The organism is Streptomyces sp. NPDC001407 (assembly GCF_042895325.1).
Taxonomy (GTDB): Bacteria; Actinomycetota; Actinomycetes; order Streptomycetales; family Streptomycetaceae; genus Streptomyces.
This window is the reverse complement of sequence record NZ_JBIAWF010000013.1, coordinates 113,840-140,818: the sequence shown is the minus strand read 5'-3', so window position 1 is coordinate 140,818 and position 26,979 is coordinate 113,840. Positions and strand designations below refer to the sequence as shown.

The window sequence follows — 26,979 nt, the reverse complement described above, 5'->3', positions numbered from 1 at the left end:
ACCGACTCACGTGAGTCGGTGATCTCCCCTCAACTACCCGCCGCGCCTTACGGCTTGGGGGTCACGGTCAGAACCTTCGCGGACCGCTCATCCACTAGAAGGCCGTCAGCCCGCTGAATGAACCGGTAAACGATCTGGTCCGTTGCGAACTTCGCATCCACGGAGCGCTCAACACGGAGCGGACCGGCAAGGCGAACCTTGTACTTGCTCAGGTCACCGAATAGAACCTTGTCGTCCGGCATGGCAACGTCTGTGGCGACATTCTTGCCGTTGAAGGTATCCGGGGCACCGGCCGTAAGCGCCGACTGCCATAGGTACTGGCCGTTGGCGTCCTTGAGCTTGCGCATAAGCGCGGCAGTCTTGTCAGACACGACGAAGACCGCGTTGCCCCGGTAGGACGAAGACAGCTCATAGAACAGGTCAATGAGCGCGTCGGAAACGGTGGTGTCCTTCGCGCCTGCCTGCCAGGAAGCGACGGCAGCCGGGGCAGCGTTCAGAATGCCCTTCGGCTGACCATGGCCGGTACCGGCTAGGAAGTGCTCACCCATGCCGTGACCCAGCGCGGGGCCAGCGTCGCCTACCAGGAAGCCCACAAGGTCTAGCGCCTGATCCTGCACGAACTCCGTAGAGACCACGGACGCATAGGCGTACTTGTAAGCGCCCACGGACCGCTGAACGGTGGTCGGCGTGCTCTCGGGAATGTTGGCATTCTCGGCAACGATGCCAGCCGACGCACGACCGGTCACAACCGTGAAGTCGATCGACTCGCCCCCGGACGTGGTGAGAATCGACGCGCCGTTACGCATGACCGTGGACCGCTCTACAGCCTCAGCGAGAAGCTGACCGAAGAGGGTACGCGGAATGACGTTCCTGCCGGTGTTGGTATCGACAACGGCGCGCTTCTCCGGGGCGAAGGTGGCCGCCTCATAAAGACCCAGCGACCGGAGCTGAGTAGCCGCCTCAGCTAGCTTGTCCTGAGTCTCACGCTTGCCGCTCGCGCTTCCGGCGCCCTTGAGTCCAGCCATGAGGGAACTCACCGACTCAGAAGCCTTGATGGCCTCAACGCCCCGCTTCACGCGGCCGTCATAGTCGGCAATGGCGTCGAGTAGTCGAGTCTCCTTCTCGCGCGCCGAAGCGTCCATGTCCTTACCGGCGAACTCCTCAGTCAGCGCGCGGAGTTCGTTAGCGGCCTTCTCGCGCGCCTCAAAGTTCGCGCTGAGAGTCTGTGCGTCCATTACTGGACACCCCCCTTGTGGTAGAAGTGCGCGAATCGGAAGCGCGCGGGATGAACAGGCACCGACTCACGTGAGTCGGTGCCCTGATCTGAAATGCCGAGTGCCAGCGCGATAGAGCGGCTGAGACCGGCGTCAGTGGTCGGGTAAGCCGGATTCAGGACCGGGCCCAGTTCCACAACGGCCATGCTGGTGATCTCGCGGATTGGTAGCCCCGACTCTTCGTCAAGTTCGTCATGGACTCGCTGGCCCCCGTCGTTCACACGGAAGGTGAACGAAGAGCCGCGTACGTCCCCGCGCTTGAGAAGTTCGGCTAGGTCACGGCCGGTCGTGGTGTTCGGTAGGTCGATCTCATACCAGCCGCCTTCGGCGTCTTCGCCGGTCCGCAGCGTTCCCGAACTCGCTCGCCCAAGAACGTTGTTCATGTCGTGGTTGAACGTGGCGAGCACGTCATTAGCCCTCAGCGAGTCGGCCCCAGCTCCGGGGATGATCCGCTCACGGAATCCGCCTAGGTTGTGGCTCAGCTCGTTGAACCGGTAGGCATACCCGCGCATGGTCACGGCGTCACCATCGGCCCGAACCTCAGCCGGTCGGGCTAGGTTCCTCCGCTCCGTCTTCATCGGACGGTTCCCCCTCTTCGTCGGCCCCGTCATCTGCCGGGGGTTCGTCTGCGGGCGGGGGCTCAATGGCGGCAGGCTTGACAGGCTCTTCGTCAGCCGTCACATCGGAGAGGTTCAGCGGCACGCGGTGCGCTTCTCCCGCGCCGTCCGGCAGGGGCTCTAGGTCTTCCCAGCCGCGCACTTCGTCAATGCTGTAAATGCCTTGCTGCAAGCCGATTGAGTACATGTTCATGCGCTCAGCCGGGGCCCCGCGCTGGATTCCGTCAAGGCTGAACTTGACGAACTTGTGTCGGTCGGCCGTCTCCGCGAAGAGCAAGCGGGTAAAGCCCGCTTCGATGCGTTCAAGCCACGGGCGAAGGCTGAACATTGCGAACGCCTGGTTTTGCTCAGCGAGCCCCGAACCCCAGCTAGTTGAGTTCGTCGCGTCGGCAATGAGGTGAGGCGGAACACCGAAGATCCGGGAGATTTCCGGTACCTGAAATTGCCGGGTCTGCAAGAACTGTGCTTCGTCCGGCGAGAGCGCGACCTTAGAGAACTTGGCCCCTTCGGTCAGCAGCGCCACACGGTGGGCGTTCTCCGCCCCGCTGTTCGCCAGCCTCCACGCCTCACGCGCTCGCGCTAGCCCCTCTTCGGACATTGCGCCGGGCACTTCAATGAGCGCCCCCGGCATAGCCCCATTGGCGAAGAACTTAGCGCCGTAGGTCTGCGCCGCCATGGCAAGCCCGATGGACTCGCGCGCAAACGCGATAGGCGAAACGCCGGTGAACTCTCCCGGCAGCATCATTCCGGGGATGTGCAGAATCTCGCGGGTGGTGAACCAGCCCAACGCGACTTCGTTGCCGTCGTCGTCATAGTCGGCCACATAGAAGACCTTGCGGCGCTTGCCGTCCACCACGACCGTATGCGTGTCGATGCGGTTCGGGTCCAGCACCTCAAGCCCGACGATGTTGGGCCCGTCCCACAGAACCGCTAGATACGCGTTGCCGTCCAGCAAGAGGGAGAGCACCACCTGAGACAGAAGGTCGATGCGCCCAAGCCCGCCCGGCTCAGCGTTCGGATAGTCAAGCCACGTAGGCGACTTGATCTCTTTCCGGACCCCGCCCCTACGGGAGTAGGTAGCCACCGGCAGCGTGCAAATCGTCTCGCTCAGAAGGCGAACGCACGCGAAGACAGCCGAGACCGTAAGCGCGCTGTTCGCATCCACCTTCTGACCGGATGCCGACACCACGCCGGGCAGCGGGAAGAGATCCGATACCGGGTCCCACTGCGCCCGCTTCTCGACTTCCTGAGACGGCCCCCGGAAGAGCGCACGCCAAAAGCCCATGTGAGCCACCCCCCGCGTGACTCACATGGGCACCGACTCACGTGAGTCGGTGGTCTGAGTCCTGCTATTCGTCGTCTAGGTACTGGTCGAATTCCGGGGCGCCCACGTTGAACACGCGGCCGTCTCTGTCCTCCCACGTGGCGACAATGGCCGTCTCAATCAGGTGGGGGTTCTCTTCCCGGAACATCACTGCGCCGTGAACCGCAAGGATCATGGCGATTGCAAGGTCAATCTTTCGGCGCGAACTCGCATGCTCTTTCGTCACGCGTGCGCCGTTCTTGTCCTCCCGCAGCACGGCGTTACCAATGTGCCGGGCAAGTGCCGGGTCTCCGTCGTGCGAGAGACGGCCGTCACGGCACGCGTCGTAAACGATCTGCGTTGCCGGAACCATGCGCTTGAGAGAGTTGGTCGGGAAAGCCTCAACGGGCCACCCCTCAGCCTCAAGGTTGTCTAGCGTCTCTTCCCAGCGGTACGGGTCGGCCACCAAGTTCCGCACGTGGTAGGTGTCCAGCGCGGAGCGGAGAGCGTCACGCACGTCAGCCATAGGGACGCGCCAATGCGCATCATCGGCCGGTGCCTCCCAGTGCCCCAGCACGAACACGCGAAGGTCACTCACGCGGGCAGCCACAAGGGCCGTGCTGTCACCCTTCCAAGAGCCGTCAAAGCCCAACACCACGGCGTCACCGGGACTCAGGGTGTCGTCTACCGCCAGGGAATCCCAAAGGCCGTGAGGCAGCCACGTGGAGGCGCCACGGACGAACTGAGACAGACGGTAGATCCGGAAACTTGCCTCCGTGCTCCGCTGAGCGGCAGCCTTGAAATCCTCTTCGTTCAGGATCTCGTACGACGGGTTGCACGCGCGCCACACGTCCGGGTCTAGGTGGTCCACCTGTTCCCCGATGCGCGGGCCCCAGCTCCGGTAAAAGAGTGTCGGGTCCGTGGCCTCACCGGAGTTGACCCGCTCGCCTTGCTCGCAGAGCTTGGCGAAGGGGCCGTCAGGGTCGGGGCCAGCCGTCGAGACAACCCACGTAATCGGCTGGCGTCGTGCGGCGCTACCCAGCGTGAGCGCGTCGAATAGGTCAGCCGACTTGCTGAACGCGTACTCATCAAGGCTGACCGCTGAGGGATTGAGCCCCTGTTGCCGTCCGGCATCTGCCGACACCACGCGATAGGTGCAGTCCTTGAACTTGATCACGTCACGCTGAACGTCACATACAGCACTGAGCTTAGGGCTCGCGTTCACCATCTGCTTAGCGGCATCGAAAACCATTCGAGCCTGATTGCGGTCATTCGCGGCAGCGATGATCTGACGCTGAGAATCAGCACGGTCGGCTATCAGGTGGTAAAGCATGATGGCCGCCGCAAGCGTGCTCTTGCCGTTCTTCCTGGCAATGCACACGACGGCCATTCGATGCTTGCGAACCCACCGACCGAAGGCGTCTTGCCGGAGTTCGTACGCGTCAACGAGTAGCGAGCGCTGCCATTCCAGAAGCCGGAACGGCTGACCGGCGAATGAGCCGGTAAGGCGGCAGAACTGTTCGATCCAATTAGCAACCCGGTAACCCTCGCTCGGGAACGGCGCGTCAGCCGGAATGTGGCGAGCGATCACAGAATCAATGCCGGTCACGCTCTCCCCTCCCCACGGGCACCGACTCACGTGAGTCGGTGGTCTAGAAGTCTTCGGGACCGGCAGCCACGCGGCGAGCCTCAGCCGCCACGATGCCCAGCCGCATACGCGCTTCGGGCGTGAAGCCGATTACGGTCTCTATGGCCCGTAGCTCCTTCTCCGTGGACTCCACGTAACGCAAGGCCGGATGAACGGCGGGCTGACCGGTTGAACCCACGGTCATGAGTCCGTCATTGGACACGGCGGCAAGCAAAGCCGCGCGCCGGTCGTGCAGTTCGCAGTACCGCAAGATGATGTTCCGGTCAGTCTCTGGGGAGTACGCGCCATTACCCGCCGACCAGACGTTTCGCCAGACCTCACGACCGACGCGCTTGAGCCCGGTAGGGACTCGCGGGGCCCGACCCTCGTACACGACGGGGGCGGCAGTCTCGGCAGCCGTGTTGGCGTTACCAGTGCGCACGTCGGGGCTCTTGCTTCGGGACACGTTGACACCACCTTCACGGGCCTTACCGACCCCTTAACGGGTGCCTTTCTCGCGGGTCTCAATGCGGGCTTGCCCAGCATTCACACGGGCCGGGCGCCCAAAAACGGCGTCACACCTAGCGTGCGTTTTTCGAGCTTGGGCCGGGATCGCCGAGCGGCACCGGTCGGGAACTTCCGACGCGCCCCGCCCTCCCCGCATGATCAGAACGGACGCTTGCCGAAGTCCATTGCCGTCTTGATGACGTGGCAACGCTTGCAGAGCACTTGCACATTGCTCGACACGTCCTCGCCGCCAAGAGCAAGGGGCTTGATGTGGTCAATGTCCACCTGACTAGGCAGGTAGGTCACGCCACACATGGCGCACGTTCCGGCTAGCGCCTTACGCACAGCCTTACGCAAGAGGGCTGCCGCGTTATGGCCACGGGCTATCGCCTCACACCTCTTGCGGTGCGAGCGATAAGAGCGACCACTCTCGTAAGCCTTGTGATGCGCATGGCACCGACCCTTGCGCGTTGCCCACTCCCGACAGTCAAGGCACCGGGTGCGCATAAGATACCCCCCCACCCAAGAAGCCCCCCTATCCAGGGAGACCCCCCTACCCCTCAATGGACCACCGACTCACGTGAGTCGGTGCCCATGCGTAGCCACCCCCGGACTCGAACCGGGAACCTCACGGGTCTAAGCCGTGCGCCTCGTACCATTGGGCTAGGCGGCCAAGGAGAGCGCGGGGAACTCGGTCCGCCGTGACCTATTGGAAGGGTGCGCGGTATCCCCCGCTCTCTACTATTACTAGAGCGCAAGGGTTCCCTAGGGCACCCTCGTTGCCGCCCTTGAGGGGGCTCAATTGAGTGAGGCCAGTCACAGTGCGGTGAAGTGGTGATTTGATGCTCTGTTTGGTTTTCCTTGTGACTTTCTCAAGGGATATTGATTTCAAGGTACGAACCACCGTTCCACCGCACCACCCCCGCTGAATACACCCGGCCGCTCACACTCGGTAACCGGAGCCTCACCCTCCGCATTACGCGTGCATGACAATAGTGCGGGATAGAGAAAGCCCCCGAACCCCGAAGGGCTCAGGGGTCGCCAGCGGGCACGACGGAGGGCACTCGCCCAGTTCCGCCCGGAAGTCGTCTCAGGCGCTCTCAGGGGCCGTCAGTGGCCGCCTTGCCGTCGTCCGGCCACGCCACCGAATCAAGGTGTGCGTCCAGCTCCGCCACGTCCGGCCGCTCAAGTAACCGCGCTGCCGCTTCGTTGTCGGCCAGCTCTCCCGCTGCCGCCTGTTCGATCTCTGCCACGGTGACCCCCAACGCTGCCGCCAGCTTGGGCGCGTCCACCACGGCAACCCCACTCGTCCGGATGAGCGCCGCCGACAGGCGAACGGTGTTGCGCGCCTCCTGGTCGTCGTCCACGTCCCACCCTGCCGCCCGCGCCTTGTCGAGTAACCAGCGGGTGAACTCGCTGTCCCTGATGATGTATTCGCGTTCCATGGGGCCAGCCTAGAAGGCCGTTCAGCGCCCGTCTGCGGGTACGAGAAAGCCCCGGCAAGGTCGATGCCTTGCCGGGGCCGTCTCAGGGGCTCTCAGGGGGAGTGGTGGCCGTTCCTGCCACACTGTGAGAGTCCCGGCGTGTTAGCCGCACGCCGGGACGCTCCCAGCGCTACGCGGCGGTTTCCAGCTCCGCCGTCTCTTCCTCCTTGCTCTCGGGTTGCACCCACTCAACGACGATGCGCGGTGCTACGTCGTAGCCGCCGCGTACGCGGCCCTGGTGGGAATTGGTCACCGTCTTGACCTTGATCCGGTGCACGAAGAGTTCAACGAACTTGCGCTTGTCGGCCAGTTCGGCGCGCGCCCACCACGACCCCTTGCCCAACGGGTCGCCGTTCTCTGCACCGTCCAGCCATTCAGCGATAGGCAGCGCTACCGACTCTGGGTCGGCCAGTTCCTCAAGCCGGGTGTCAGCGGCCTTGATTCGCAGCTCAATGCGTGCCTTCGTCTTCTTGAATCGCTCACGGCCGACCGGCCCGGAGTAGAGACCCGCGTCAAGGTCGTCGTACAGGTCCGTGAGGGCGTTGTTAGCGTCGGCCCGCTCCGCCACTACCTCAGTCCGTTCGGCTGCCGTCTCCGGGCGCTCAACAGAGCGAGAGAACACCCGCGTTGCTTCGGTGATGACGGCCACCGTATCGGCGTCAGCGTCCCCAGCGGTGAAGCTCTGAATGAGCGCGAAAATCTTGCCCGCAACATGGGCATCAAGGTGGGATTGCATGACCGCGTTCAGCGCGTCGTGTTCACCCTTCTTGCTGGGCACGGTCGTGCCACGCGTGCACCGATACACGGGCTTCTTGCCGCTATTGAGTGCCCCTTGCGGCCGTTCACAGGCGCACGTGAGGATTGCCTTTCGCTCAGCGTTCCGAAGACCGCTGAGAAGAGAGGTTCCCCGCGCAAGACCTTCGCCCCGCCCCCGACCCCTCAGCCACTCCCGAAGTGCAAACCACTGGGCCGGGGGAATGATCGGCTCACAGATCATTTCGGGCCGCCCGTCTTCGTCCCGGATGATCCGGTAATCGATGAGCGTGCCGGTACGCGTTCCGTTATCCCGCATCTTGTAAACGGGTTCGGCCCGCATACCGGCAATCGCGGGGTTCATCAAAATGCCCTTGAGCGTCCGAACCTGCCAGGTCGAGTTGGAACGCTCCTTCCCCTTTCGCTGCCCGCGCGTCGGGACCTTCTTTTTGTTCATGTCGTCGCAGAGCGCGGAAAGAGTTCCGGGGTTCCGCTGACCGGCCTTGCGCGAAACCGGGTCCTTCATGTGCTTGAAAATCAGCGCCACAATCCGCCGAAGGTTCTTCGCCTCAGCCTTGTTGTGAATCAGGCGCATACACGTGAGCTTGCCGTCAATGTACGACTCAGCGTCGAGACCGTAAGGGGTCTGGCCACCAAGCCACGAACCCTTTTCGCGCTGCGCCGCCTTTACGTCCCGGACCTTCTTGGACTTGACGGCAGATTCCTTGTTCACGGCGTCCAGCCGCATAATCAAGTAGATCAGCGCCATTGTGTCGCGCGGAGCGAATACACCCTCTGTGACGCTGACAATCGTGATTCCAAGCCGGTGAAGTTCCAGAACAATCGGGGCAGCGTCTTCGATTTCACGTCGGGAAAAGCGGCTCACGTCGTAGACGACGAGCATGTTGAACGCGCCCGCGCGGGCAGCCTTGAGCATTTCCTCAAAGCCGGGCCGCTCAGCGTCCGGGTTCCACCCGGAAATACCAATGTCTTCGTAGTGCCGGACGAACCGCGCGTTGAGTTCAGCGGACCGGCCCTTATTGGCCGCACGCTGAGTGAGCGGGGACGCTTCGGTCTTGTTGGTCTTGGCGGACGACTGCCGTATGTAGCTGACGGCTACAGCTTCAAGCGCCTGGGCTGAGAGGAAGCTCGCCGGTACGCCTGCCGGGGCGGTGGTGACCACGCCTGCACTCCTAGGGGTCGTAGTGGACCCCTCGGGGTCACGTCCCTAGGTGGGGAGCGCAGACGTTGCCTGAACGGTGGTGCCTATGTGGCAAGCCCGTAGGCGGTTCCCAGATAGGCCCCGCCGACGCTCCCCGACCGTGAGGCCGTAGTGGGAAACCCGAAGGCATTGCCCAGCACGACATTGGCGGTCTTCCGGCCGACGCCGGGCAGCGACACCAGATCCTCCAGCCGCCCCGGCACCTCACCGTCGAAGCGGTCACGCAGGGCCACCGAGAGCCCTATGAGCGACTTGGTCTTGGCCCGGAAGAAGCCGGTCGGCCGGATCAGCTGCTCCAGCGCCTCGGGGTCGGCCGCGGCCATGTCCTCCGGCGTCGGATAGGCGGCGAAGAGCGCCGGGGTGGTCTGGTTGACCCTCAGGTCCGTGGTCTGCGCGGAGAGGACCGTGGCGACCAGCAGCTCGAAGGGGTTCTCGAAGTCGAGCTCGGGATGGGCGTACGGATAGACCTCGGCGAGCTCGCGGTTGATGCGGCGCGCGCGGCGGACGAGAGCGGCCCTGGACTCCGGCTCGGCGGGCTTCACCGGAGCGGCCGTCCCGGCGGGTGCGGCGGCGGCCTTCACCGGCTTGGCGGCGCGCTTCGCGGGCTTGTCACCGCCCGGCTTTTTGGTCTGTCTCGCGGCATTCGCCTGCTGTGCGGACGAGCGTTCGCCCACAGCGGAATCGCGACTCCCGGTCACCCTCCCGGCCCCCTTGCCCTGTGCTCTCACCGGCGTATTGGACACCCGGCCAGACTAGAGCCCCGCACTGACATCCGGCCCGTGCGCAGGAAAACCACAGCCCAATCGGACCCCTGCCGTAGGGCTTCGGTCGACGATGCGCGACACTTGTGTTTGATCACACAGTTTTACCGACGGGCATCATGGGGACCACGGTCCTCTGTGCATGTCGACAAGGAGAGAACTCGTGGACGACGTTCTGCGGCGCGCCCCGCTTTTCGCGGCGCTCGATGACGAGCAGGCCGCTGAGCTGCGCGCCTCCATGGGCGAGGCCACCCTCGCGAGGGGCGACGCCCTGTTCCACGAAGGGGACCCAGGCGACCGCCTCTACGTGGTGACCGAGGGCAAGGTGAAGCTGCACCGCACCTCGCCCGACGGCCGCGAGAACATGCTCGCCGTCCTCGGCCCGGGCGAGCTCATCGGAGAGCTGTCGCTCTTCGACCCGGGGCCGCGCACCGCCACCGCCACCGCCCTCACCGAGGTCAAGCTGCTCGGCCTCGGCCACGGCGACCTGCAGCCCTGGCTCAACGCCCGCCCGGAGGTGGCCACGGCGCTGCTGCGCGCCGTCGCGCGCCGCCTGCGCCGGACCAACGACTCGATGTCGGACCTCGTCTTCTCGGACGTCCCCGGCCGTGTCGCCAAGGCACTCCTGGACCTGTCCCGCCGCTTCGGCGTGCAGTCCGAGGAGGGCATCCACGTGGTGCACGACCTCACCCAGGAGGAGCTGGCCCAGCTGGTCGGTGCCTCCCGCGAGACGGTCAACAAGGCCCTCGCGGACTTCGCGGGCCGTGGCTGGCTCCGCCTGGAGGCCCGCGCGGTGATCCTCCTCGACGTGGAGCGGCTCGCCAAGCGGTCCCGCTGACGCGCGGGGGCGCACGCCCCTGGCGCGCCCCCTGAGGGACGCGCCCGCAGACGCACCGAAGGCCCCCGTCGAAGACGGCGGGGGCCTTCGGCATGCGCTCACGCCGCCGGGCGCGCGTGTTCCCTGGCGAACGCCCGTCAGATCAGGCCGTGCTCCCCCAGATAGTCCAGCTGCGCCCGTACGGACAGCTCCGCCGCCGGCCACAGCGAGCGGTCGACGTCGGCGTAGACCTGGGCGACGACGTCCTCCGGCGTCCGGCAGCCGTTCTCGACGGCCGTCTCGACCTGGGCGAGCCGCTTCGCCCGGTGCACCAGATAGAAGTCGATGACACCCTGGGCGTCGTCCAGCACCGGGCCGTGGCCCGGCAGCACCGTCTCCACGCCCTCCTCGACCGTCAGCGCGCGCAGCCTGCGCAGGGAGTCGAGATAGTCGCCGAGCCGCCCGTCGGGGTGGGCGACGACCGTGGTGCCGCGGCCGAGGACCGTGTCACCGGTGAGGACCGCGCGGTCCGCCGGGAGGTGGAAGGCCAGCGAGTCCGCGGTGTGGCCGGGCACGGGGACGACGTGCAGTTCGAGACCGCCCGTGGTGATCACGTCGCCCACCCCGAGCCCCTCGCCGCCCAGCCGCAACGCCGGGTCCAGCGCCCGTACGCGCGTGCCCGTCAGCTCCGCGAAGCGGGCCGCACCGTCGGAGTGGTCGGGGTGCCCGTGCGTGAGCAGCGTCAGGGCGACGCGCTTGCCCGCAGCCTCCGCCGTGGCGACGACCGCGGCCAGGTGGGCCTCGTCCAGCGGGCCGGGATCGACGACGACCGCGAGGTCGGAGCCGGGCTCGGCGAGGATCCAGGTGTTGGTGCCGTCCAGCGTCATCGCGGAGGGGTTGTCCGCGCGCACACAGGTCGCGCGGGCGGTCGCGGGGCCCCCGATGGCGCCGCCGCGCGGCCTGCCGGGAAGGTCGGCTGTCGTGGTCATGAGTCGGCTCCCAAAGCTCGCGGGGTTCCCGTGGGGGCACCGGGCTCCGGCGGTCCCGGAGCGATGTGTTTGGTGAATTCGTCGTGCCCCGGCCAGCTCAGCACGATCTCCCCGCCGACGAGCCGGGCTTGCGCCAGAACAGGGGTGAGATCCCGCTCACCCGACGCCTCCAGCACCTCCCGCACGCTGCCGTAGGGACGCAGCGCGCGCAGGGTGGCGATGGTGGGCGGCATCATCAGCAGCTCGCCCCGGTCGTAACCGTCGGCCGCCGCGGCCGGCCGGATCCACTCGGCGCGGTCGGCCTCGGTGGAGGCGTTGCGGGTGCGCTGCCCCTCGGGGAGCGCGGCCACGAAGAACCAGGTGTCGTAGCGGCGCGGTTCGAACTCCGGGGTGATCCAGTGCGCCCAGCCCCCGAGGAGGTCGCTGCGCAGCACCAGGCCACGCCGTACGAGGAAGTCGGCGAAGGACAGCTCGCGGCTCACCAGGGCGGCGCGGTCTGCCTCCCAGTCGGCGCCGGTGGTGTCCGCGACGACCGTGCCGGGCGTCGGGCCCGCCAGCAGCACGCCCGCTTCCTCGAAGGTCTCCCGCACGGCCGCGCAGACGATGGCCTGGGCTCCGGCGGCGTCCACGCCGAGGCGGTGCGCCCACTGCGCGCGCGACGGCCCGGCCCAGGGCACCTCACGCTCGTCACGCGGGTCGACGGAGCCGCCCGGATACGCGTACGCGCCTCCGGCGAAGGCCATGGAGGCGCGTCTGCGCAGCATGTGGACGGCGGGGCCGTCGGCTCCGTCACGGAGCAGCAGGACGGTCGCGGCGCGCCGCGGGGCGACGGGCCGGAGCTCGCCGCCGGCGAGCGCTCTGATCCGGTCCGGCCACTCCGGCGGGTACCACTGGCCGTTCGAAGTCGACATGGCCGGATGCTATGCGCTCGTGCGCGGATGTTCGAGGGGTGGCCGGGCCGGTGCGCGTCCCGCGCGGCGGCCCGTACGCCCTCGGGATCAGCCCGCGACCTCGACCAGGATCTCGACCTCCACCGGGGCGTCCAGCGGCAGGACCGCCACGCCCACGGCCGAGCGCGCGTGGACGCCCTTGTCGCCCAGCACCTCGCCCAGGAGCTCGCTGGCGCCGTTGAGGACGCCGGGCTGGCCGGTGAAGTCCGGGGCGGAGGCGACGAAGCCCACGACCTTGACCACTCGGACGATCTTGTCGAGGTCGCCGACGACCGACTTCACGGCGGCGAGGGCGTTGAGCGCGCAGGTCGCCGCCAGCTCCTTCGCCTGCTCGGCGCTGACCTCGGCACCGACCTTGCCGGTCAGCGGGATCGAGCCCTTGACCATCGGCAGCTGGCCGGCGGTGTGGACGTACGCGCCGGAGCGCACGGCCGGCTGATAGGCGGCCAGCGGCGGCACCACGTCGGGCAGCGTCAGACCGAGCTCGGCGAGCCTGGCCTCGACGGCACTCACGCCTTCTCCCGCTTGAGGTAGGCCACGAGCTGCTCGGGGTTGTTCGGGCCCGGGACGACCTGGACGAGCTCCCAGCCGTCCTCGCCCCAGGTGTCCAGGATCTGCTTGGTCGCGTGCACAAGGAGCGGCACAGTCGCGTATTCATACTTTCGGTGGCACGGCGTGCCCATGGTCACTCCAGAGGTAGGCAAACGTATGGCGATCCACGCAGCAGGATACGGGCGGCAGTCTTACGGCCGAGCAAACGGGAGCGAGACCAGCCCGGCCGTGCAGCGCACGGCGCAACGAAGCCGGTTCGATCAGATCCGCGACGAGTACGCCAGGAAGGACATCGAAGCCGTCTGGCACGGCCACTACGAAGACATCGGCATCTCCGCCTACAGCGGCAAGGAGCGCCCCGACTTCGAACGGATGCTCAAGGACTGCCGGAGCGGGCGGATCAACATGATCATCGTCTACAACATCGCGCGGCTGTCCCGTCTCGAACCCACCGACGCCATCCCGATCGTCAACGAGCTGCTGGGCCTCGACGTAACCATCGTGAGCGTCAGCGAGGGTGTTTTCCGCAAGGGAAACATCATGGACCTCATCCACCTGATCTTCCGGCTGGACGGCGCCCACCAGGAGAGCAAGAACAAGAGCATCGGCGTCCGCGGCGCAGTGAAGGCCGCGCGGGACCTGGGCGGCTACGTCGGCGGGAGGGCACCGTTCGGCCGGAAGCTCGTACCCGTCACCAGGTACAACGCCGAAGGCAAGCCCGTGGTGATTCAGCTTCTCGGCACCGAGAAGAAGCAAGCCAAACTCGTCCAGGGCGTCTGGGACGAGATCAAGCGCCACAAGCGGACACCGCTCCCCAGCAAGCCGACCGGCCGCTCCGTGCCCGGTTCACTCGGGAACATCATCGGCAGGCTCAACCGCGACGGAGAGCCGACGTCAGGAGCCCACAAGGGCAAGAAGACGAAGAACGGTTCTTGGCACATCAAGACCCTTGCCTCAATCCTTCGGCACCCGCACCTTGCCGGCTTCGCCACGGACCCCGTCTACGAGCCCCAGAAAAAGGATCCGTCCAAGAAGCGGGTAGTGGGCCATCGCATCCGGCTGGACGATAAGGGACTCCCCATCCAAGCGTGGGAGCCGATCCTCGAACCGGGCGACTGGTTCGAGCTCCAGGCATGGTTGGACGAGCGCCCGGCTCGGAAGTGGGAGAACCGGACCACATCGCTTTTGTCATCCATGGAAGTGCTGTACTGCGAGAGCACATGCAACCGCCCCATGGGTGCCAACAGCGCCGCCCGCCCCGTAGGCGGGTCGTATTTCTGCTCCCGACCGTCCGGCTACCGACCCAAGAAGGGTGAACACGAGGGCGGTTCGTACATCAGCAGGGCTGGAGTTGACGAGTACGTGGCCCGTTCCATCTTCGCTCGACTCATCACTTCGGAAGACGACCCTGAGACAACCGACATCCTCGCTGCCGCCGCCGAACGGTTCAGCGAGGCCACAGAGGATCCGGAGAAAGCACAAGAGCGACAGCGTGTGATCGGGGAACGCATGACCGCTGTGCGAGCGCTGGAGCAACTCTACGACGAGCGGCGGCTCTACGACGGAGACGAGATCGGTCGCCGTCGCTGGAAGGAGGATGTGGAGGCGCAACAGCGACTCATGAAGCAAGCCGAGGAACGCATCGCGGAACTCGGTGAATTGGACGTCCCCGTGCTGCCCATCACCCAGTGGTTGAGCCACGATCCCGATTGGGACGGCGACCCGATCGGGAAGGGATCGTGGTGGGAGAAGGCGCCGCTCGACGAGAAGCGCGCACTGGTCAAGTGCTTCCTTGTTCGGATCACCATCCGCAAGGCACGGGAAGACGAAAAAAGCCTGGGCAACAAGGCCGAAGCGGTGATCGAACCCCGGGTCACACTGGAGTGGGCCAAGCCGCAGAAGCGTAAATCATCGGTGACGGCACAGCCATAAAGAAGCTGACGGGACCCCCGGCGAGCCGAGCTGGCCGGGGGTCTTCAACGGCTCTCAGATTCCGAATCCAGCTGATGGACCACGACTCCTGGCTTGCGGTACGCGACAGTTCGGCCGCCGCTCGTTGTCAGCTCCACGAGGTCCAAGCAGAGTTCGGCCAGTGCTGGGCCGCTTGCTCGCCCGAGCGTTTCCAAAGCGCCGCAGGCGTCCTCAGCAAGCTTCCAGCTCATCGATCGGAGAAGGAAGAGGCCAAGGCTCGGAGCATCGGCCAACCGGAAGGTGAGGGACGTGATTGGCTGCGGACCCCTGAATGCCTTCGCGGCTGCTTTGCGCTCTGCCATCGTCGGAGGGCATCCACAGGGATATCCCTGAAGCTCTTCAGGGCTCAGTAGGGACGTTCCGTCGCAGTGGTGCACCAACTGCGATCGCTTCCACAGACGCATTTCTGTCGTCAGAGCTGATGGGCCTTCGATGATGACGCAAGTTCTGGCGGCGCTGGTGAGAACTTCCAGATAGTCCCCGCAGCTGGAATCCCATTCCTCCGGTAGCCCACCCATCAGTCGGGCGACTTCCTTCGCTACCTCGGCATCGCCGGTCGTTATGCGCCAACCGGGGAGAGACTGCGGACGGTTGTTGACCAAACGACCGCAATGAAAGTAGCCCGCGAACTGGTCAGGCACCCCAGCCCCCGTGCTCGACTCGGGCGATGTCCCGGTTGGTGGCGATGTCTTCGGCGATTCCGGCGGCGATGAGGGCGGCGCCGGGGGTGTGGCCGGAGCCGAGGTAGCGCCAGTGGGCCTCGGTGACGGCCTCGGGGGTGTCGGGGAGTTGGAGTCCGGCGCGTTCATGGTCGGCGCGTTCGGCGCGCAGTGCTGCGTAGGTGGTGGAGTAGGCGCGGGATTTGGTGAGGATGTGACCTCGGTAGCCGAGGGTGTGGGCCCAGGAGCGCAGGCGGAGTTGGGCGTATTCGGGGAGGCCGCCGAGGTGCCAGCAGGTGCGCATGAGCGCCTGGACGTGCGGTGAGGCGGGTACTGCGGTGATGTCTTCCCAGGTCAGGAGCCGATGGTCTGTGCCGGCTGTGGTGTCGGCGGCGCCTTTGGTGACGTACTTGGCGATGTAGGCGGCGACCGCGTCATCGGCCGGGCCGTCTGTGTCGGCGGGGGCGCGGAGGGGGCGGGCGTCGAGTTCGGTGCCCCAGCGGAGGGCGTGTTCTCCGGCGGCCGGGCTGTACGGGGTGCGGACGGCGACGGACCGGGCCACCGTACGGACCGCGGCTGTGAGGAGGTCGGCAGTGGCCCAGGGCGGGGGCGGGGTTTCCGGACCCTCCGGGCCGTCGAGGCGTACGACCGCGTGGACGTGGACTGCGGCGCGCTTCTGGTATTCGGCGACTTTGGCGAAGGAGAGCCGGGCGTGCTCCGAGAAGCGGGACTGTGGCAGTCCTACGGCGGTGGCGAGGTGGCGGCGCGTGGCGCGGGTGAAGCGGTCCCAGAGCTGTCCGGCGTGGGCGTGCCACAGGACGTGGCCCGGGTAGTCGTAGCAGCCGGGGCAGAGCGGCTGTCCGACGAGCCGGTCGTCGGTGGCGTGGACGGCCGTGCAGGCGAGGGGCTGTCCGTGCTCGCACTCGCCCGCGTCGCGCCGGGGGCGGCACCGCTTCCCGCCGGCGATGGCGTGATGGACGGGGCCGAAGGAGGGGGCGGTGAGGGTGACGAAGAGGCGGGGGTGCTCGCGGACCTCTTCGGGGACGGTCTTGCCGCCGGTGAGCCCTGCTCGGACGAGGTGGAAGGTGTCTCCGGCGTGGAGGCGGGAGCACGGGGCGCAGACGGTGGCGCGGCGGTTGCGGCAGCGGACCAGGAGGCGTTCGCCGGGCTCAGTGCGGGTGTCGTAGTGGTGGAGGATCTCGCCGGTGGCCGTTGCTCGGGTGGTGGTGGATCCGGTGAGGTGGACGGGGTGGGCGCAGCCGCCGGTGGCGGTGATCTGTTCGAGCCAGCGGGGGAATTGGGGGTCCTGGGCGAGGCGGAGGGCGTCGCGGTCGGTGTCGGAGAGCTGACGCAGGCGCGCCGCGCGATCGAGGGCAGCACGCCTGTCAGCCGTGGCGGTGGTGATGGTGGTGATCTCCCGGGGTGGGCCGCCGGAGCGGCACGGATGAGGGTGGGTGGTGGGCCGGTGTCGTCCATGGGGTGGTCCTCTCGGTCAGGGGTTGGATCTTGGGGGTTAGCGGATGGTGCCGGTGCCGTGGCAGCAGCGGCAGCGCCGCCAGCGGCCGGTACGGGTCTTCAGTCGTCGTTCGCCCTTGCAGATGGGGCAGCGCACGCGGTGCATGGTCATGCGGGCTCCTCGGGTCAGGTGTGGGTGAAGCCGGACAGGCACCAGGTGGCGAGGCTGTTGATCGTGTAGATGGCGGGGGTCTGGCCGATGTAGAGGCCGAAGAGCGCGATCATCACCGCTTCCCAGGCTTTGACGTCGCGGGAGCGGACCAGGAGGACGGTGATGATCCCGAACACCGCCACCAGTGGAAGAGCGGCAGCACCGTTCACGCCTCCTCACCCGCCCCGGCCGTCAGCAGCGCCCGCCGCACCCCGATAAGCCCCGGGGTGATGTGCATGCAGGCGGCCGCGGCCTTGCGGGCGTCCTCAACCGTCGTCAGGTGCGAACGCGCCCGCCCCCAGCCGCCGTCGGCACCCGTGCACACAGCCACACCTTTCTCTTCAGAGGTGATCGACTGGGCGACGGTCACGGCGTCCTTGTTCAGGTCACCGAGGGTCATTTCGGCGGTGCCGGGGTCGTTGACGCGGTGGCAGACGCGGCCGGAGAGCTGAGCTCGTAGGGCCGTGACCCCGGGCCCGAGGTCGGAGCCGACCCGTTGCCCGGCGATGACGAGGTGCAGGCCGAGGGCGGCGCCGAGCTGGGCGATGCGCAGGAGGTAGGTGGAGCACTTCTCCGCCTCCGCCTTGCCTTCCCTGGTGCCGTCGGAGAGGTAGAGCTCTGCTATCTCGTCCACGAGGACGACGACGGGCACGGGGCGGAGCTTGTCGGGCAGTTCCCAGATCGAGCGGACCCCTTCGAAGCGGCACAGCTCCATCCGGGCCTGCATCTCTTTGACGAGTGCGCCGAGAGCGGCGACCGCCTCCTTGCGAGACGTCGTCAGCGCCGACAGGCGGGGTTCGAACAAGCCCAGCTCCATGCCGCCCTTGCAGTCGATGCCGACCAGCGCGACGAGCTGAGGGGCGAGCTGCACCACCAGGCGCGCCAGCAACGTGGACTTGCCCGACTGTGTGGCGCCGACGATCAGCCAGTGGGGTACCTGTCGCAGGTTCATCACCCACGCCCCGCCGCTTTCCAGGATGCCGATCAGCGCCGAGAGCAGTGCGGCGGGCGCGTGCGCCAGACCGGGCCGTTGGAGCGGGTCTCCGGCGGTAGCGACGAGGACCACGAGGCCGCGTTCGGGGGAGGTGACGCGTACGGCGTGGACCTTCCACGCGTGGGCCAGGGCGTCCGCCGCCGCGATGAACGGCCCCGGGGTCTGCCCAGGATGCAGCCGCACCACCACACTCAGCCCCGTCCGCGTCGCTTTGGGGAAGGAGATGCGTGGTGCGACGGGGCGGAGTGCTTCGCCCTTGACGACGAGGTCGCCGACCAGGCCGCGGGAGGGGCGGGGGGAGACGGCGAGGTCGGTGTACTGGGCGACCTTGCGCCAGGTCCGCACGACCCGCACCGCTGTGACCGGGTAGCCGGTCAGGTACCAGAAGAGCACCGGGTGCCGCTCACGGAGATGGAAGCCGGCAACCAGGACCCAGGCCAGGGCCGCGAGTAAGAACGCCAAGGTGATGGGCCCCATCAGGCACCACCCGCCTTCGACGCCGCCGCCGAAGCGGGAGCCGGAGCGCTGGCGGGGGTGATGGCGGCGGCGCGGAAGCTGATGCCGTGCCGGTCGCCCATGGCCCAGGAGAACGCCTCCAGGCCCGTCACCCGCACCTCACCGCCCTCCACGACACCCTTCGGCTCGCCCGTGACGGAGATTTCGATGACCGAGATCCGGCGCCCTTCCTGCCGGACCGTCACGGCCACGGTGTAGATCGTGTTGCCCTCCTTGTCCTTCTTGACCTCCTTGGTCTCGAAGCCGGTGAGCTTCGGTTCCGGCGCGACAGCGCACCGCAGTACGCCGAGCCGGGAGACATCAACCGGGATGGACTGCATGGGGTGTTGGCCTCCTTGGCCAATCGGACGCCCTCGCCATCAGGACGTCACTCGTGCTGACGAGTGACGACTATGCACCTGTTGTGCTCACCGCGCAAACACTTATGCTGACGAGTGACGTACAGCCCAACCGGGCCGTCACACCAAGGGAGTTCGACTGTGGGAGAGATCCAGCGACCCGGCGCCCTGTACCAGCAGGTCGCCGCCGAAATCCGCAACGCCATCACCGCAGGCGAGATCCCGCCCGGCGCCCCTGTCCCCTCCGAGACCCAGCTCATGGACCGGTACAAGGTCTCGCGGCCGACCGTCCGCAACGCCATTGCCGCGCTCAGGTCCGAGGGGCTGATCGAGGTCATCCACGGCAAGGGCAGCTTCGTCCGGGCCCTGCCCGCACCCGTCAACACCCTCAGCCGGGGCGTGGTCGGCAAGGGCCGTACGTTCAGCGTGCTGGGTGACGAGGTATGGGAGCCGGTCGAGGAACCCACCGTCCACCGCACCACCACCAGCGCCGTCACCGGCCGCCAACTCGGCCTGGACGAGGGAGAGGAACTGTTCTCCTGTGACTGGCTGCTGGCCGACCCGAGCACGGGCACACGGCTGATGCACCGGGTGCTGATCCCGTTCGCCACCGCCGAAGGCACCCCACTGGCCGAGGCGCCCGACAGCCCGCCGACCGAGATCTACGCGATGCTCGCCAAGGCCGGGCACAAGCTGTGGTGGTCGGAGACCGTCGGCGCCCGCATCCCCACGCCCGACGAACGCACCACCCTCCAACTCGCCGACGCCACCCCGGTACTCCACGCCGCCCGCACCACCCACGGCAACGACGACCGCCCGCTCCTCCTCGAAGAACTCCGCGTCAGCGCCGACCGCGCCCAGCTCACCTACCGCATCAACGCCGAGAAGACCCCAGCCGCCCGCCGCAGCCGCGCCTGAAATCCGGCGATCGGTCGAAACCTTCTTCACTTACTCAAGGGCGCGCCTGCGGCGCGCCGGGCCGCCCCGGACCGGGCTGCGGCCTGACGGCCGGTCCCGGCCGGGCGCCCACCGCCCGCACCCGCACCCCACACCCAGCGACGACCAGAGCCACGAACTCCACGGCCAGCAGGACGCCTGCCGAGCTAGGGCCGGTCGCCGGGCTACGGTCGGGGGCGTTGGTCTGTGGCTTGGCTCGCTTCGCGCGTCGGCACCGTCGCCGTCCGCAGGAGGGGGACAGCACCACCGCCGCGGAGTCTCGGGCGGTACCGACCGTGACGTGAGGGAAAGACATCGTTAGCTTGGCTGAGACCGGAACATGGTCCAGGTGCACACGTGACGGGTGATCGTCCGGCCGCCCCCATCGCCGTGGCTGACTTTCCGTGGCCCAGGCCCAAGCCGGCCACCATCCCAGCCCCCGCCGTCATCCCCGCTCAGCTCGCCTTCCCGAACCGCGCAGCCAGCCGCGCCACCTCCCGCGCCGCCGCCGTCGACAGCTCCAGCCGCACCACCCCCGAACCGTCCGCCCCCGAACCCGCCCGCAACCGCACCCCGGACACCCCCACACCCGCCGACACCAGCGCCTCCCCCAGCTCCGCCGCGACATCACGCGCCGCAGCCCAGCCCGCCACGTAATCCACCCCACGCACCCACAGCACCGAATCCGGGTCGAACTCCTCAGCCCCGAACTCCACGTCGCCGATCTCGAACGCCTCATCACCCGGCCCGGACATCAACTCTCCACCCCTCAAAGATTCTCGACTGATCACGGATCTTGTCGGGGCATCGCACGAACACACGACGAGTGCCCCGGTACCATCGGCACCGGGGTCCTCGCGATCCCTTCCGGACCACCCCCGCCTGCCAAGGATCAAGGGGTGGTCCGGTCTCACGTTCAGATGTGGCGTGCGGTCCTGCTCCGGTCACCAACCCGAGCAGGACCGCAGGCGGCGCACTGGACAACACCGCCTCCCTCGCACGCAGCTCGCCGACCTGCCCAAACATTTGGAGGCGAGCCCGAGGGTCAAAGGGCAGAGGCCGTCGTACCCTCCCAGGAACTGACGGCCCCTGCCCCGTCTACGGGGGCGACGGCCGCGCTTCGGCCTGCGTCGCACGGAAGAAGCTCATATGCAGGGCTCTGAACATCGTGTGCCCGGTACGACCCGCATGCTTCAGGGCCCATTCCTGCGGGACCGCAGGATTCTCCGACGCCTCGGACGAGATGCCGCACGAAGTGCACTCCATTTCGAAGATCGGCGGACTTCCCGTGACATCGAACTGCAACTGCCAGTCCACGAACCGCAACACCGACCGGGCCGCCATCACCGCGCCCCACGCCCGCCGCGCAAGACATCAACACGCTGCGTCAAACCCACCCGCAGAGCATGCTCGCCCTTGAAAACGAGCACGACTTCCCGCTTGCCCAGCCGGTCCCGTTCTTTTCGCACCGCCTTGACTTCCTGCCACTTGCCACGGATGTTCACCATGTCCCCCGCCCGGACCGTCGTCCCCAACACCTCTGCCATCACGCGTCCCTTCTCGTCCGGGGGCCGTCAGCACGGCCCATACCGACTTACCGACCCCGTCCCGATCGCTCACGCCCCACTGATCCGACAGGCCCGCCACGAGCGCCAGGCCCCGGCCGCCCTCCGCGTCGGGGGCGCGCGCCACGGGCCGGTTCTCGTCCGCGTCGTCGACTGCGATCCGCACGCCGCCGACCACGTGCCGGAAGGACGTCTGGATCTCTCGTCCGGGTGAAACGCGCGCGTGCACGACAGCGTTGGTGAGGATCTCGGAGAGCACCAGGACGGCCGCGTCTTCGACGGCAGCCAGTCCCCACTCCGCCAATGCCTTGCTCAGCTCCGCGCGGGCCAGGCCGACGCAGCGAGGGTGGCGAGCCCAACGCCGCATCACCTCTTGCCTGTTAGCGTCTTCCTGCTTTCTCTCCATGCCGAGGAGTCTCACGTGCGGGTGTTCGCGTAACCAGCTCAGCTCGGTTACCCACCATGGGTAAACTCGCAGGTAACGCAGCTCACATGGCCCCGAAGCAACTCCGTCCCTCCCCGGAGCGCCGCTCATGCCCACATCAGACGTGCCGCAGGGTTTCCCACCACGCTTGCTGAGAGAGCCCGAGTTCGTAGAGGCGTGTCGAGAACGCGACTTCACCACGATCTTCAAGGTGGCGAAGCGGGCCGGGTTCTACCCCTCACTCATCGCCCGGCGCGTAGACCTCACGCCGAGCGCGGTCGGCGAGGTGATCAAGGGGAATCGCGGAGTGATGGACATCCGCGTCATCGAGCGCGTGGCCGATGGGCTGCGCATCCCAGGGGACATGCTGGGGCTCGCTCGACGCGAGTGGGAATCCGACGGCAACGAGGGCTTCTCGGCCGCGCTTGCGGTGGCCGACGAGGCAGCGATGCCCCCGGCCGGCTACCCGGGCGCCCTTGATGAGGATGATCCAGGCGGGGACGCCGTCGACCCCGAATTCGTCGCCGCGCTCGTGGACAGCCAGTTGCCCGAGCACTACAAGGGCGCGAATTTCTTCGGCGCCCGCTCCACGATCCCGACCGTCGCGCAGCAGGCACAGAGCATCACCAGCCTCCTGGAAAGCGCCACAGGAACGACGCGGCAGGCACTCCTGCGCACCGGTGGCCAGGTGGCCGAGTTCATCGGGTGGCTGTACCAGGATCTCGGGGACTTCCGACGCGCCGCTCTGTGGTCCGACCGCTCGATGGAGTGGGCCCAAGAGGCCGCGGACGACCACATGCAGTCGTACATCCTGTTCCGCAAGAGCAACCAGGCCACTGCGAGGGCCAGCGCGGAGAGGACCGTCGGACTCGCCAGGGCCGCTCAGCGACTGCCCGGCCTCACGCCGCAGATCACGGCGCTCGCCGCCCAGCAGGAAGCCCAGGGCTATGCCTTGATGCGCAACCCCAAGGCCGCACTCGCCAAGTTCGACGAGGCGTACGCGCTCGCCTCCGAGTCGCCGTCCGACGGGCGGGGTGCGGCGGTCGACACCTCGTACTGCACACCGACGTACATCGAGATCCAGCGCGCCAACTGCTGGATCGATCTTGGCAAGCCCCGGCGGGCGATCGAGCTCTTCGAAGGCCAGCTTGCCGAGCTTCCCGAGGTCTACCGCAACGACCGGGGCGTCTACCTCGCGCGGCTCGCCCGTGCGTACGTCGCGGCCCGTGAGCTCGAGAGCGGAGCCGAGGCGGCGACCAAGGCGCTCGGGATCGTCAGGCACACCGGATCGGCCCGTACGTTTGCCGAACTCTCCTCAGTGGCGCGCTCCGTGGCGCCGGAGCGCAGCCTGCCGACGGTGACGACATTTATCGATCGGTTCGAGGCTGTTCGCGATCAGTTTGTGGCCTGACGAGCTCAGTTTTGATGAGGGATGCTGAAGCCATGGACGAACTGATCACGCAAGCCACCAGCGGCGACGAGCGCCGACGCGGCCCCGCCGTCGCAGTCCTTCCCGTGGGCAGCTTCGAACAGCACGGCGATCACCTGCCCTTGATCACCGACACGGCTATCGCCTGCCTGATCGCTCGCCGCCTTGCCGACGATCACGACTTGTTTCTCCTGCCGCCCATCACGATCACCTGCTCCCACGAGCACGCCCCGATGGCGGGCACCGTCAGCATCAGCGCGGCCACGCTGTACGCAATGGTCAATGACATCTGGCGATCACTCGAAGCAGCCGGGCACCCGGGCCTGATCATCGTCAACGGCCACGGCGGCAACTACGTCCTGTCCAACGTCGTCCAGGAGCTCAACATCAACGGCCCGCGCGTAGCCCTCTTCCCCGTCAGCGAGGACCGCGCCCAGGCCCGTGCGGACGCGGCGCTGGAGAGCACCGGAGCCGAAGACATGCACGGCGGTGAGTTCGAGGTCTCACTGCTCCTGCACGGCGCGCCCCACCTCGTACACGAGGGCATAGAGGCAGACGACCACTCGGCGCCCAAGCGACCCTACCTGCTCACCCTGGGCATGACGGGCTACACGACCAACGGCATCATCGGTCAGCCCTCGCTGGCGACAGCGGCGAAGGGCAAAGCGCTGATGGACAGCTTCTCGCGAACGGCCCGTGCCCACTTGGACGTGATCACTCAGCACTGAGCGACAGCGAAGCCGGCGGAGGCCCGTCGACGAGCTCTTACCTCCCACTCAACCGCTGAGTGAGTCACGTCACAGTGCTGCGAGCAGTGTCCGCACTCCACTCACGAAATCAGGCCCTCGGCCGCTACGCTATGCCAAGGTAAGTGGTGTAACTCTCGCGTATTCCCACTTCGTCATGGGCCCGACTGTAATGCCTGGCACCGACAGCCCCGCGCGTAGCCCGCGCGGCGGCCTCGTGCCACCGGCTCAACGGGCGAGCACCGGACCGGTGGTGGCGTCGCGAAGAGCGCGCTTCCCAAGGGCGTGACGGGCCTCACCGCTCGAACCAGGCCATGTCGCCACCTGACGCCACACGGCCGTTGCGAAGGAATTAGGCTCCGAATCATGAGCAGGCTCCATGTCGTCAGCGGCAAGGGCGGAACCGGCAAGACCACGGTCGCCGCGGCACTCGCGCTTGCCCTCGCCGCCGAGGGCAAGCGGACCCTTCTGGTCGAAGTGGAGGGGCGGCAGGGCATCGCGCAGCTCTTCGAGACCGAGGCGTTGCCGTACGAGGAACGGAAGATCGCGGTCGCGCCCGGCGGGGGCGGCGAGGTCCACGCGCTCGCCATCGACGCCGAGCGGGCCCTCCTCGACTACCTCCAGATGTTCTACAAGCTCGGCAGCGCCGGGCGCGCGCTCAAGAAGCTCGGCGCGATCGACTTCGCGACGACCATCGCGCCGGGCCTGCGGGACGTCCTGCTGACCGGCAAGGCGTGCGAGGCGGTGCGCCGCAAGGACCGCACGGGCCATTACGTCTACGACCACGTGATCATGGACGCCCCGCCGACCGGCCGCATCACCCGCTTCCTCAACGTCAACGACGAGGTGGCGGGGCTCGCCCGGATCGGCCCGATCCACAATCAGGCGCAGGCCGTGATGCGCGTCCTCAAGTCCCCGGAGACCGCGGTGCACTTCGTGACGCTCCTGGAGGAGATGCCGGTCCAGGAGACGGTGGACGGCATCACCGAACTGCGCGCTGCGCAGCTCCCGGTGGGCAGCGTCGTCATCAACATGGTGCGCCCGGAGATCCTGGACGAGGCGGCCGTGGAGGTCGCCGCGAACGGCCGTCGTGCCGAGGTGGCCCGCACGCTGTCGCACGCCCTGGAGCGCACCGGTTTCGGTGGCGCGCGCCACGCGGGTCTGGCCGAGCGGCTCGTCGACCCGCTGGTGGCGCAGGCGCGCGAGCACACCGAGCGGCTCGCCCTGGAGCAGCAGGGCCGCGCGGAGATATCGGCCCTCCGGCTGCCCACCTACGAACTGGAACTGCTCGGCGACGGCGTCGATCTGGCGGGCCTCTACCGCATGGCGCGCGAACTGCGGAAGCAAGGAGTCTCCGAGTGAGCCTGGACACGGCGTCCGTGCTGGACGTGGATCCTGTCCTCGACAACCCCCGCACCCGCATCGTGGTGTGCTGCGGCTCCGGTGGCGTCGGCAAGACGACGACCGCGGCGGCACTGGGCGTACGGGCCGCCGAGCGCGGCCGGAAGGTCGTCGTCCTCACCATCGACCCGGCCCGCAGGCTCGCGCAGTCCATGGGCATCGAGGAACTCGACAACGTGCCGCGCCGGGTGCACGGAATCGACACCTCCGCCGGCGGCGAGCTGCACGCCATGATGCTCGACATGAAGCGGACCTTCGACGAGATAGTCGAGGCGCACGCCGACGGGGAGCGCGCCCGCGCCATCCTGGAGAACCCCTTCTATCAATCCCTGTCGGCCGGTTTCGCGGGCACGCAGGAGTACATGGCCATGGAGAAGCTCGGCCAGCTCCGCGCGCGGGACGAGTGGGACCTGATCGTCGTGGACACCCCGCCGAGCCGCTCCGCGCTGGACTTCCTGGACGCTCCGGGGCGCCTGGGGTCCTTCCTGGACGGGAAGTTCATCAAGGTGCTGATGGCCCCGGCGAAGATCGGCGGCCGGGCCGGGATGAAGTTCCTGGGCGTCGGCATGTCGGTGATGAGCGGCCCGCTCAACAAGCTGATGGGGGCGCAGCTCCTGCGCGACGTGCAGACGTTCGTGGCCGCCATGGACACGATGTTCGGCGGCTTCCGGACGCGCGCGGATGCCACGTACCGGCTGCTCCAGGCGCCGGGTACGGCCTTCCTGGTCGTCGCGGCCCCGGAGCGGGACGCGCTGCGGGAGGCGGCGTATTTCACCGAGCGGCTGGCCGCCGAGCGGATGCCGCTGGCGGGCCTCGTCCTCAACCGGGTGCACGGCAGTGACGCCGCCCGGCTCCCCGCGGACCGGGCGCTCGCCGCGGCGGAAGCGCTGCTCGACGGCGCGCTCGGCGCACCCGGTGAAGCCTTGGCGACGACCGCGATGGAAACATCGGAAAATCTTGATTCCGGCGGCATTGTGGATCGTGACAGCGGGCAAGCTGCCTCACGTACCGTTGATGCCCAGGGTGCCGACGCTCCCACGGCCCCGTCCACTCCCGAGAGCGGCCTCCCCCAGCCCGCCCCCTCAGGAGGCTCCACGGCACAGGACTTCACCGCGCAGGATTCCACCGCACGGCTCACCGCCGGTCTGCTGAGGCTGCACGCCGAGCGGATGCAGGTGCTCGCGCGCGAGCGCCGCACACGGGACCGCTTCACCGCGCTCCACCCCGAGGTCGCGGTCGCGGAAGTCGCCGCCCTGCCGGGTGATGTGCACGACCTGGCGGGCCTGCGCGCGATCGGCGAGCGGCTCGCCTGTCAGAGCGTGGGTGACCGGGCCGCGGGTGACACGACAGGGCCGCACACGGCCGCAGGGAGCGCATCGGAAGAGCGCGCCGAGGCGACCGACTGAGAGCCGCGGCCTGCCCGCCGCGCGGGCGGCTCGAAACCGCCGACTGACGTGCCGAGGCCCCCGACTGACGGC

The 26,979-nt window shown here is 67.6% G+C and carries 27 protein-coding genes, 1 tRNA gene and 2 pseudogenes; 7 read left to right on the top strand and 23 right to left on the bottom strand.

What is annotated here, in order from left to right; all coding sequences use genetic code 11:
- Positions 1 to 47: 47 nt before the first annotated feature.
- From ACFY1P_RS19480 to nth, 10 genes and pseudogenes are all read right to left on the bottom strand, one after another.
- A complete protein-coding gene (locus tag ACFY1P_RS19480; protein ID WP_390751246.1) occupies positions 48 to 1,235 on the bottom strand; it encodes a phage major capsid protein in 1,188 nt (395 codons plus the stop codon).
- A complete protein-coding gene (locus ACFY1P_RS19475) occupies positions 1,235 to 1,852 on the bottom strand; it encodes an HK97 family phage prohead protease (protein ID WP_390751245.1) in 618 nt (205 codons plus the stop codon). Before ACFY1P_RS19475 ends, ACFY1P_RS19480 begins: the two co-directional genes overlap by 1 nt.
- Positions 1,815 to 3,176: a phage portal protein gene (locus tag ACFY1P_RS19470; protein ID WP_390751244.1), complete on the bottom strand. Its 1,362-nt coding sequence runs from the start codon at positions 3,174 to 3,176 to the stop codon at positions 1,815 to 1,817. Before ACFY1P_RS19470 ends, ACFY1P_RS19475 begins: the two co-directional genes overlap by 38 nt.
- A 64-nt stretch (positions 3,177 to 3,240) precedes the next feature.
- On the bottom strand, positions 3,241 to 4,803 hold the full coding sequence (locus ACFY1P_RS19465; RefSeq protein ID WP_390751243.1) for a terminase large subunit domain-containing protein: 1,563 nt from the start codon (positions 4,801 to 4,803) through the stop codon (positions 3,241 to 3,243).
- A gap of 43 nt (positions 4,804 to 4,846) precedes the next feature.
- Positions 4,847 to 5,215, bottom strand: a complete 369-nt coding sequence (locus tag ACFY1P_RS19460; RefSeq protein ID WP_390751300.1) for a phage terminase small subunit P27 family — start codon at positions 5,213 to 5,215, stop codon at positions 4,847 to 4,849.
- 272 nt (positions 5,216 to 5,487) lie between these two features.
- Positions 5,488 to 5,643, bottom strand: a complete 156-nt coding sequence (locus tag ACFY1P_RS19455) for an HNH endonuclease (RefSeq protein ID WP_390751242.1) — start codon at positions 5,641 to 5,643, stop codon at positions 5,488 to 5,490.
- Between the two features lie 284 nt (positions 5,644 to 5,927).
- Positions 5,928 to 6,001, bottom strand: a tRNA-Leu gene (locus ACFY1P_RS19450).
- Positions 6,002 to 6,428: 427 nt separating this feature from the next.
- A complete protein-coding gene (locus tag ACFY1P_RS19445; RefSeq protein WP_390751241.1) occupies positions 6,429 to 6,773 on the bottom strand; it encodes a hypothetical protein in 345 nt (114 codons plus the stop codon).
- Positions 6,774 to 6,942: 169 nt separating this feature from the next.
- Complete coding sequence (locus tag ACFY1P_RS19440; protein WP_390751240.1) at positions 6,943 to 8,748, bottom strand: recombinase family protein; 1,806 nt, start codon at positions 8,746 to 8,748, stop codon at positions 6,943 to 6,945.
- 152 nt (positions 8,749 to 8,900) lie between these two features.
- Positions 8,901 to 9,485: pseudogene (gene nth, locus ACFY1P_RS19435) on the bottom strand (endonuclease III domain-containing protein); the annotation flags it as partial.
- 226 nt (positions 9,486 to 9,711) lie between these two features.
- Between nth and ACFY1P_RS19430 the strand changes: the two are divergent.
- The gene (locus ACFY1P_RS19430; protein ID WP_030367278.1) at positions 9,712 to 10,386 is read left to right on the top strand and encodes a Crp/Fnr family transcriptional regulator; all 675 of its coding nucleotides are present in this window, start codon (positions 9,712 to 9,714) and stop codon (positions 10,384 to 10,386) included.
- A gap of 137 nt (positions 10,387 to 10,523) precedes the next feature.
- On the opposite strand, the gene ACFY1P_RS19425 is transcribed toward ACFY1P_RS19430, so the two are convergent.
- The 4 genes from ACFY1P_RS19425 to ACFY1P_RS19410 form a co-directional block, all read right to left on the bottom strand.
- The gene (locus tag ACFY1P_RS19425; RefSeq protein ID WP_361525367.1) at positions 10,524 to 11,354 is read right to left on the bottom strand and encodes an MBL fold metallo-hydrolase; all 831 of its coding nucleotides are present in this window, start codon (positions 11,352 to 11,354) and stop codon (positions 10,524 to 10,526) included.
- A complete protein-coding gene (locus ACFY1P_RS19420) occupies positions 11,351 to 12,265 on the bottom strand; it encodes an NUDIX hydrolase (protein ID WP_390751239.1) in 915 nt (304 codons plus the stop codon). The genes ACFY1P_RS19425 and ACFY1P_RS19420 overlap by 4 nt, the downstream gene beginning before the upstream one ends.
- A gap of 87 nt (positions 12,266 to 12,352) precedes the next feature.
- Positions 12,353 to 12,817 carry a RidA family protein gene (locus ACFY1P_RS19415; protein WP_361525360.1) on the bottom strand — a complete coding sequence of 155 codons (465 nt, stop codon included), beginning with the start codon at positions 12,815 to 12,817 and terminating at the stop codon, positions 12,353 to 12,355.
- The gene (locus ACFY1P_RS19410; RefSeq protein WP_390751238.1) at positions 12,814 to 12,987 is read right to left on the bottom strand and encodes a DUF4177 domain-containing protein; all 174 of its coding nucleotides are present in this window, start codon (positions 12,985 to 12,987) and stop codon (positions 12,814 to 12,816) included. The genes ACFY1P_RS19415 and ACFY1P_RS19410 overlap by 4 nt, the downstream gene beginning before the upstream one ends.
- A 25-nt stretch (positions 12,988 to 13,012) precedes the next feature.
- Here ACFY1P_RS19410 and ACFY1P_RS19405 point away from each other — a divergent pair, with 25 nt between their 5' ends.
- On the top strand, positions 13,013 to 14,788 hold the full coding sequence (locus ACFY1P_RS19405) for a recombinase family protein (protein ID WP_390751237.1): 1,776 nt from the start codon (positions 13,013 to 13,015) through the stop codon (positions 14,786 to 14,788).
- A 44-nt stretch (positions 14,789 to 14,832) separates the two neighbouring features.
- Here ACFY1P_RS19405 and ACFY1P_RS19400 read toward each other — a convergent pair whose 3' ends face one another.
- From ACFY1P_RS19400 to ACFY1P_RS19380, 5 genes are all read right to left on the bottom strand, one after another.
- Positions 14,833 to 15,468, bottom strand: coding sequence for a hypothetical protein (locus ACFY1P_RS19400; RefSeq protein WP_390751236.1), 636 nt, complete (start codon positions 15,466 to 15,468; stop codon positions 14,833 to 14,835).
- Positions 15,461 to 16,840, bottom strand: a complete 1,380-nt coding sequence (locus ACFY1P_RS19395; protein WP_390751299.1) for a replication initiator — start codon at positions 16,838 to 16,840, stop codon at positions 15,461 to 15,463. Before ACFY1P_RS19395 ends, ACFY1P_RS19400 begins: the two co-directional genes overlap by 8 nt.
- A 287-nt stretch (positions 16,841 to 17,127) precedes the next feature.
- Positions 17,128 to 17,322 (bottom strand): hypothetical protein, encoded by a 195-nt coding sequence (locus ACFY1P_RS19390; RefSeq protein WP_390751235.1) that lies wholly within the window; start codon positions 17,320 to 17,322, stop codon positions 17,128 to 17,130.
- Positions 17,319 to 18,623, bottom strand: a complete 1,305-nt coding sequence (locus ACFY1P_RS19385) for an FtsK/SpoIIIE domain-containing protein (RefSeq protein WP_390751234.1) — start codon at positions 18,621 to 18,623, stop codon at positions 17,319 to 17,321. The genes ACFY1P_RS19390 and ACFY1P_RS19385 overlap by 4 nt, the downstream gene beginning before the upstream one ends.
- Positions 18,623 to 18,982 (bottom strand): hypothetical protein, encoded by a 360-nt coding sequence (locus tag ACFY1P_RS19380; RefSeq protein WP_390751233.1) that lies wholly within the window; start codon positions 18,980 to 18,982, stop codon positions 18,623 to 18,625. Before ACFY1P_RS19380 ends, ACFY1P_RS19385 begins: the two co-directional genes overlap by 1 nt.
- Before the next feature lie 159 nt (positions 18,983 to 19,141).
- Between ACFY1P_RS19380 and ACFY1P_RS19375 the strand changes: the two genes are divergently transcribed.
- Positions 19,142 to 19,918, top strand: coding sequence for a GntR family transcriptional regulator (locus ACFY1P_RS19375; RefSeq protein WP_390751232.1), 777 nt, complete (start codon positions 19,142 to 19,144; stop codon positions 19,916 to 19,918).
- Positions 19,919 to 20,391: 473 nt separating this feature from the next.
- On the opposite strand, the gene ACFY1P_RS19370 is transcribed toward ACFY1P_RS19375, so the two are convergent.
- The 3 genes and pseudogenes from ACFY1P_RS19370 to ACFY1P_RS19360 all read right to left on the bottom strand — a co-directional run.
- The gene (locus ACFY1P_RS19370; RefSeq protein WP_390751231.1) at positions 20,392 to 20,691 is read right to left on the bottom strand and encodes a hypothetical protein; all 300 of its coding nucleotides are present in this window, start codon (positions 20,689 to 20,691) and stop codon (positions 20,392 to 20,394) included.
- Positions 20,692 to 21,279: 588 nt separating this feature from the next.
- A complete protein-coding gene (locus ACFY1P_RS19365; RefSeq protein ID WP_390751302.1) occupies positions 21,280 to 21,483 on the bottom strand; it encodes a hypothetical protein in 204 nt (67 codons plus the stop codon).
- A gap of 46 nt (positions 21,484 to 21,529) precedes the next feature.
- Positions 21,530 to 21,868 (bottom strand): annotated as a pseudogene (locus tag ACFY1P_RS19360) (ATP-binding protein); the annotation flags it as partial.
- A gap of 166 nt (positions 21,869 to 22,034) precedes the next feature.
- On the opposite strand from ACFY1P_RS19360, the gene ACFY1P_RS19355 reads away from it, so the two are divergent.
- Positions 22,035 to 23,336 carry a hypothetical protein gene (locus ACFY1P_RS19355; RefSeq protein ID WP_390751230.1) on the top strand — a complete coding sequence of 434 codons (1,302 nt, stop codon included), beginning with the start codon at positions 22,035 to 22,037 and terminating at the stop codon, positions 23,334 to 23,336.
- A 5-nt stretch (positions 23,337 to 23,341) separates the two neighbouring features.
- Here the strand turns inward: ACFY1P_RS19355 and ACFY1P_RS19350 are convergent, their stop codons facing one another.
- Positions 23,342 to 23,533 (bottom strand): hypothetical protein, encoded by a 192-nt coding sequence (locus ACFY1P_RS19350; RefSeq protein ID WP_390751301.1) that lies wholly within the window; start codon positions 23,531 to 23,533, stop codon positions 23,342 to 23,344.
- Here ACFY1P_RS19350 and ACFY1P_RS19345 point away from each other — a divergent pair.
- From ACFY1P_RS19345 to ACFY1P_RS19335, 3 genes are all read left to right on the top strand, one after another.
- On the top strand, positions 23,441 to 24,082 hold the full coding sequence (locus ACFY1P_RS19345) for a creatininase family protein (protein ID WP_390751298.1): 642 nt from the start codon (positions 23,441 to 23,443) through the stop codon (positions 24,080 to 24,082). The two genes, ACFY1P_RS19350 and ACFY1P_RS19345, sit on opposite strands and share 93 nt — an antisense overlap.
- 384 nt (positions 24,083 to 24,466) lie before the next feature.
- Entirely contained in the window at positions 24,467 to 25,462 is a 996-nt protein-coding gene (locus tag ACFY1P_RS19340) for an ArsA-related P-loop ATPase (protein WP_361525358.1), read from the top strand.
- Positions 25,459 to 26,907 (top strand): ArsA family ATPase, encoded by a 1,449-nt coding sequence (locus ACFY1P_RS19335; RefSeq protein ID WP_390751229.1) that lies wholly within the window; start codon positions 25,459 to 25,461, stop codon positions 26,905 to 26,907. The genes ACFY1P_RS19340 and ACFY1P_RS19335 overlap by 4 nt, the downstream gene beginning before the upstream one ends.
- Positions 26,908 to 26,979: the final 72 nt, after the last annotated feature.

Coding starts and splice junctions, on each gene's coding strand:
- ACFY1P_RS19385 (WP_390751234.1), bottom strand. CDS start 18,623: ATGGGGCCCATCACCTTGGCGTTCTTACTCGCGGCCCTGGCCTGGGTC.
- ACFY1P_RS19445 (WP_390751241.1), bottom strand. CDS start 6,773: ATGGAACGCGAATACATCATCAGGGACAGCGAGTTCACCCGCTGGTTA.
- ACFY1P_RS19365 (WP_390751302.1), bottom strand. CDS start 21,483: ATGGCAGAGGTGTTGGGGACGACGGTCCGGGCGGGGGACATGGTGAAC.
- ACFY1P_RS19380 (WP_390751233.1), bottom strand. CDS start 18,982: ATGCAGTCCATCCCGGTTGATGTCTCCCGGCTCGGCGTACTGCGGTGC.
- ACFY1P_RS19420 (WP_390751239.1), bottom strand. CDS start 12,265: ATGTCGACTTCGAACGGCCAGTGGTACCCGCCGGAGTGGCCGGACCGG.
- ACFY1P_RS19475 (WP_390751245.1), bottom strand. CDS start 1,852: ATGAAGACGGAGCGGAGGAACCTAGCCCGACCGGCTGAGGTTCGGGCC.
- ACFY1P_RS19425 (WP_361525367.1), bottom strand. CDS start 11,354: ATGACCACGACAGCCGACCTTCCCGGCAGGCCGCGCGGCGGCGCCATC.
- ACFY1P_RS19455 (WP_390751242.1), bottom strand. CDS start 5,643: ATGTGTGGCGTGACCTACCTGCCTAGTCAGGTGGACATTGACCACATC.
- ACFY1P_RS19340 (WP_361525358.1), top strand. CDS start 24,467: ATGAGCAGGCTCCATGTCGTCAGCGGCAAGGGCGGAACCGGCAAGACC.
- ACFY1P_RS19410 (WP_390751238.1), bottom strand. CDS start 12,987: ATGGGCACGCCGTGCCACCGAAAGTATGAATACGCGACTGTGCCGCTC.
- ACFY1P_RS19405 (WP_390751237.1), top strand. CDS start 13,013: ATGGCGATCCACGCAGCAGGATACGGGCGGCAGTCTTACGGCCGAGCA.
- ACFY1P_RS19370 (WP_390751231.1), bottom strand. CDS start 20,691: ATGTCCGGGCCGGGTGATGAGGCGTTCGAGATCGGCGACGTGGAGTTC.
- ACFY1P_RS19355 (WP_390751230.1), top strand. CDS start 22,035: ATGCCCACATCAGACGTGCCGCAGGGTTTCCCACCACGCTTGCTGAGA.
- ACFY1P_RS19470 (WP_390751244.1), bottom strand. CDS start 3,176: ATGGGCTTTTGGCGTGCGCTCTTCCGGGGGCCGTCTCAGGAAGTCGAG.
- ACFY1P_RS19480 (WP_390751246.1), bottom strand. CDS start 1,235: ATGGACGCACAGACTCTCAGCGCGAACTTTGAGGCGCGCGAGAAGGCC.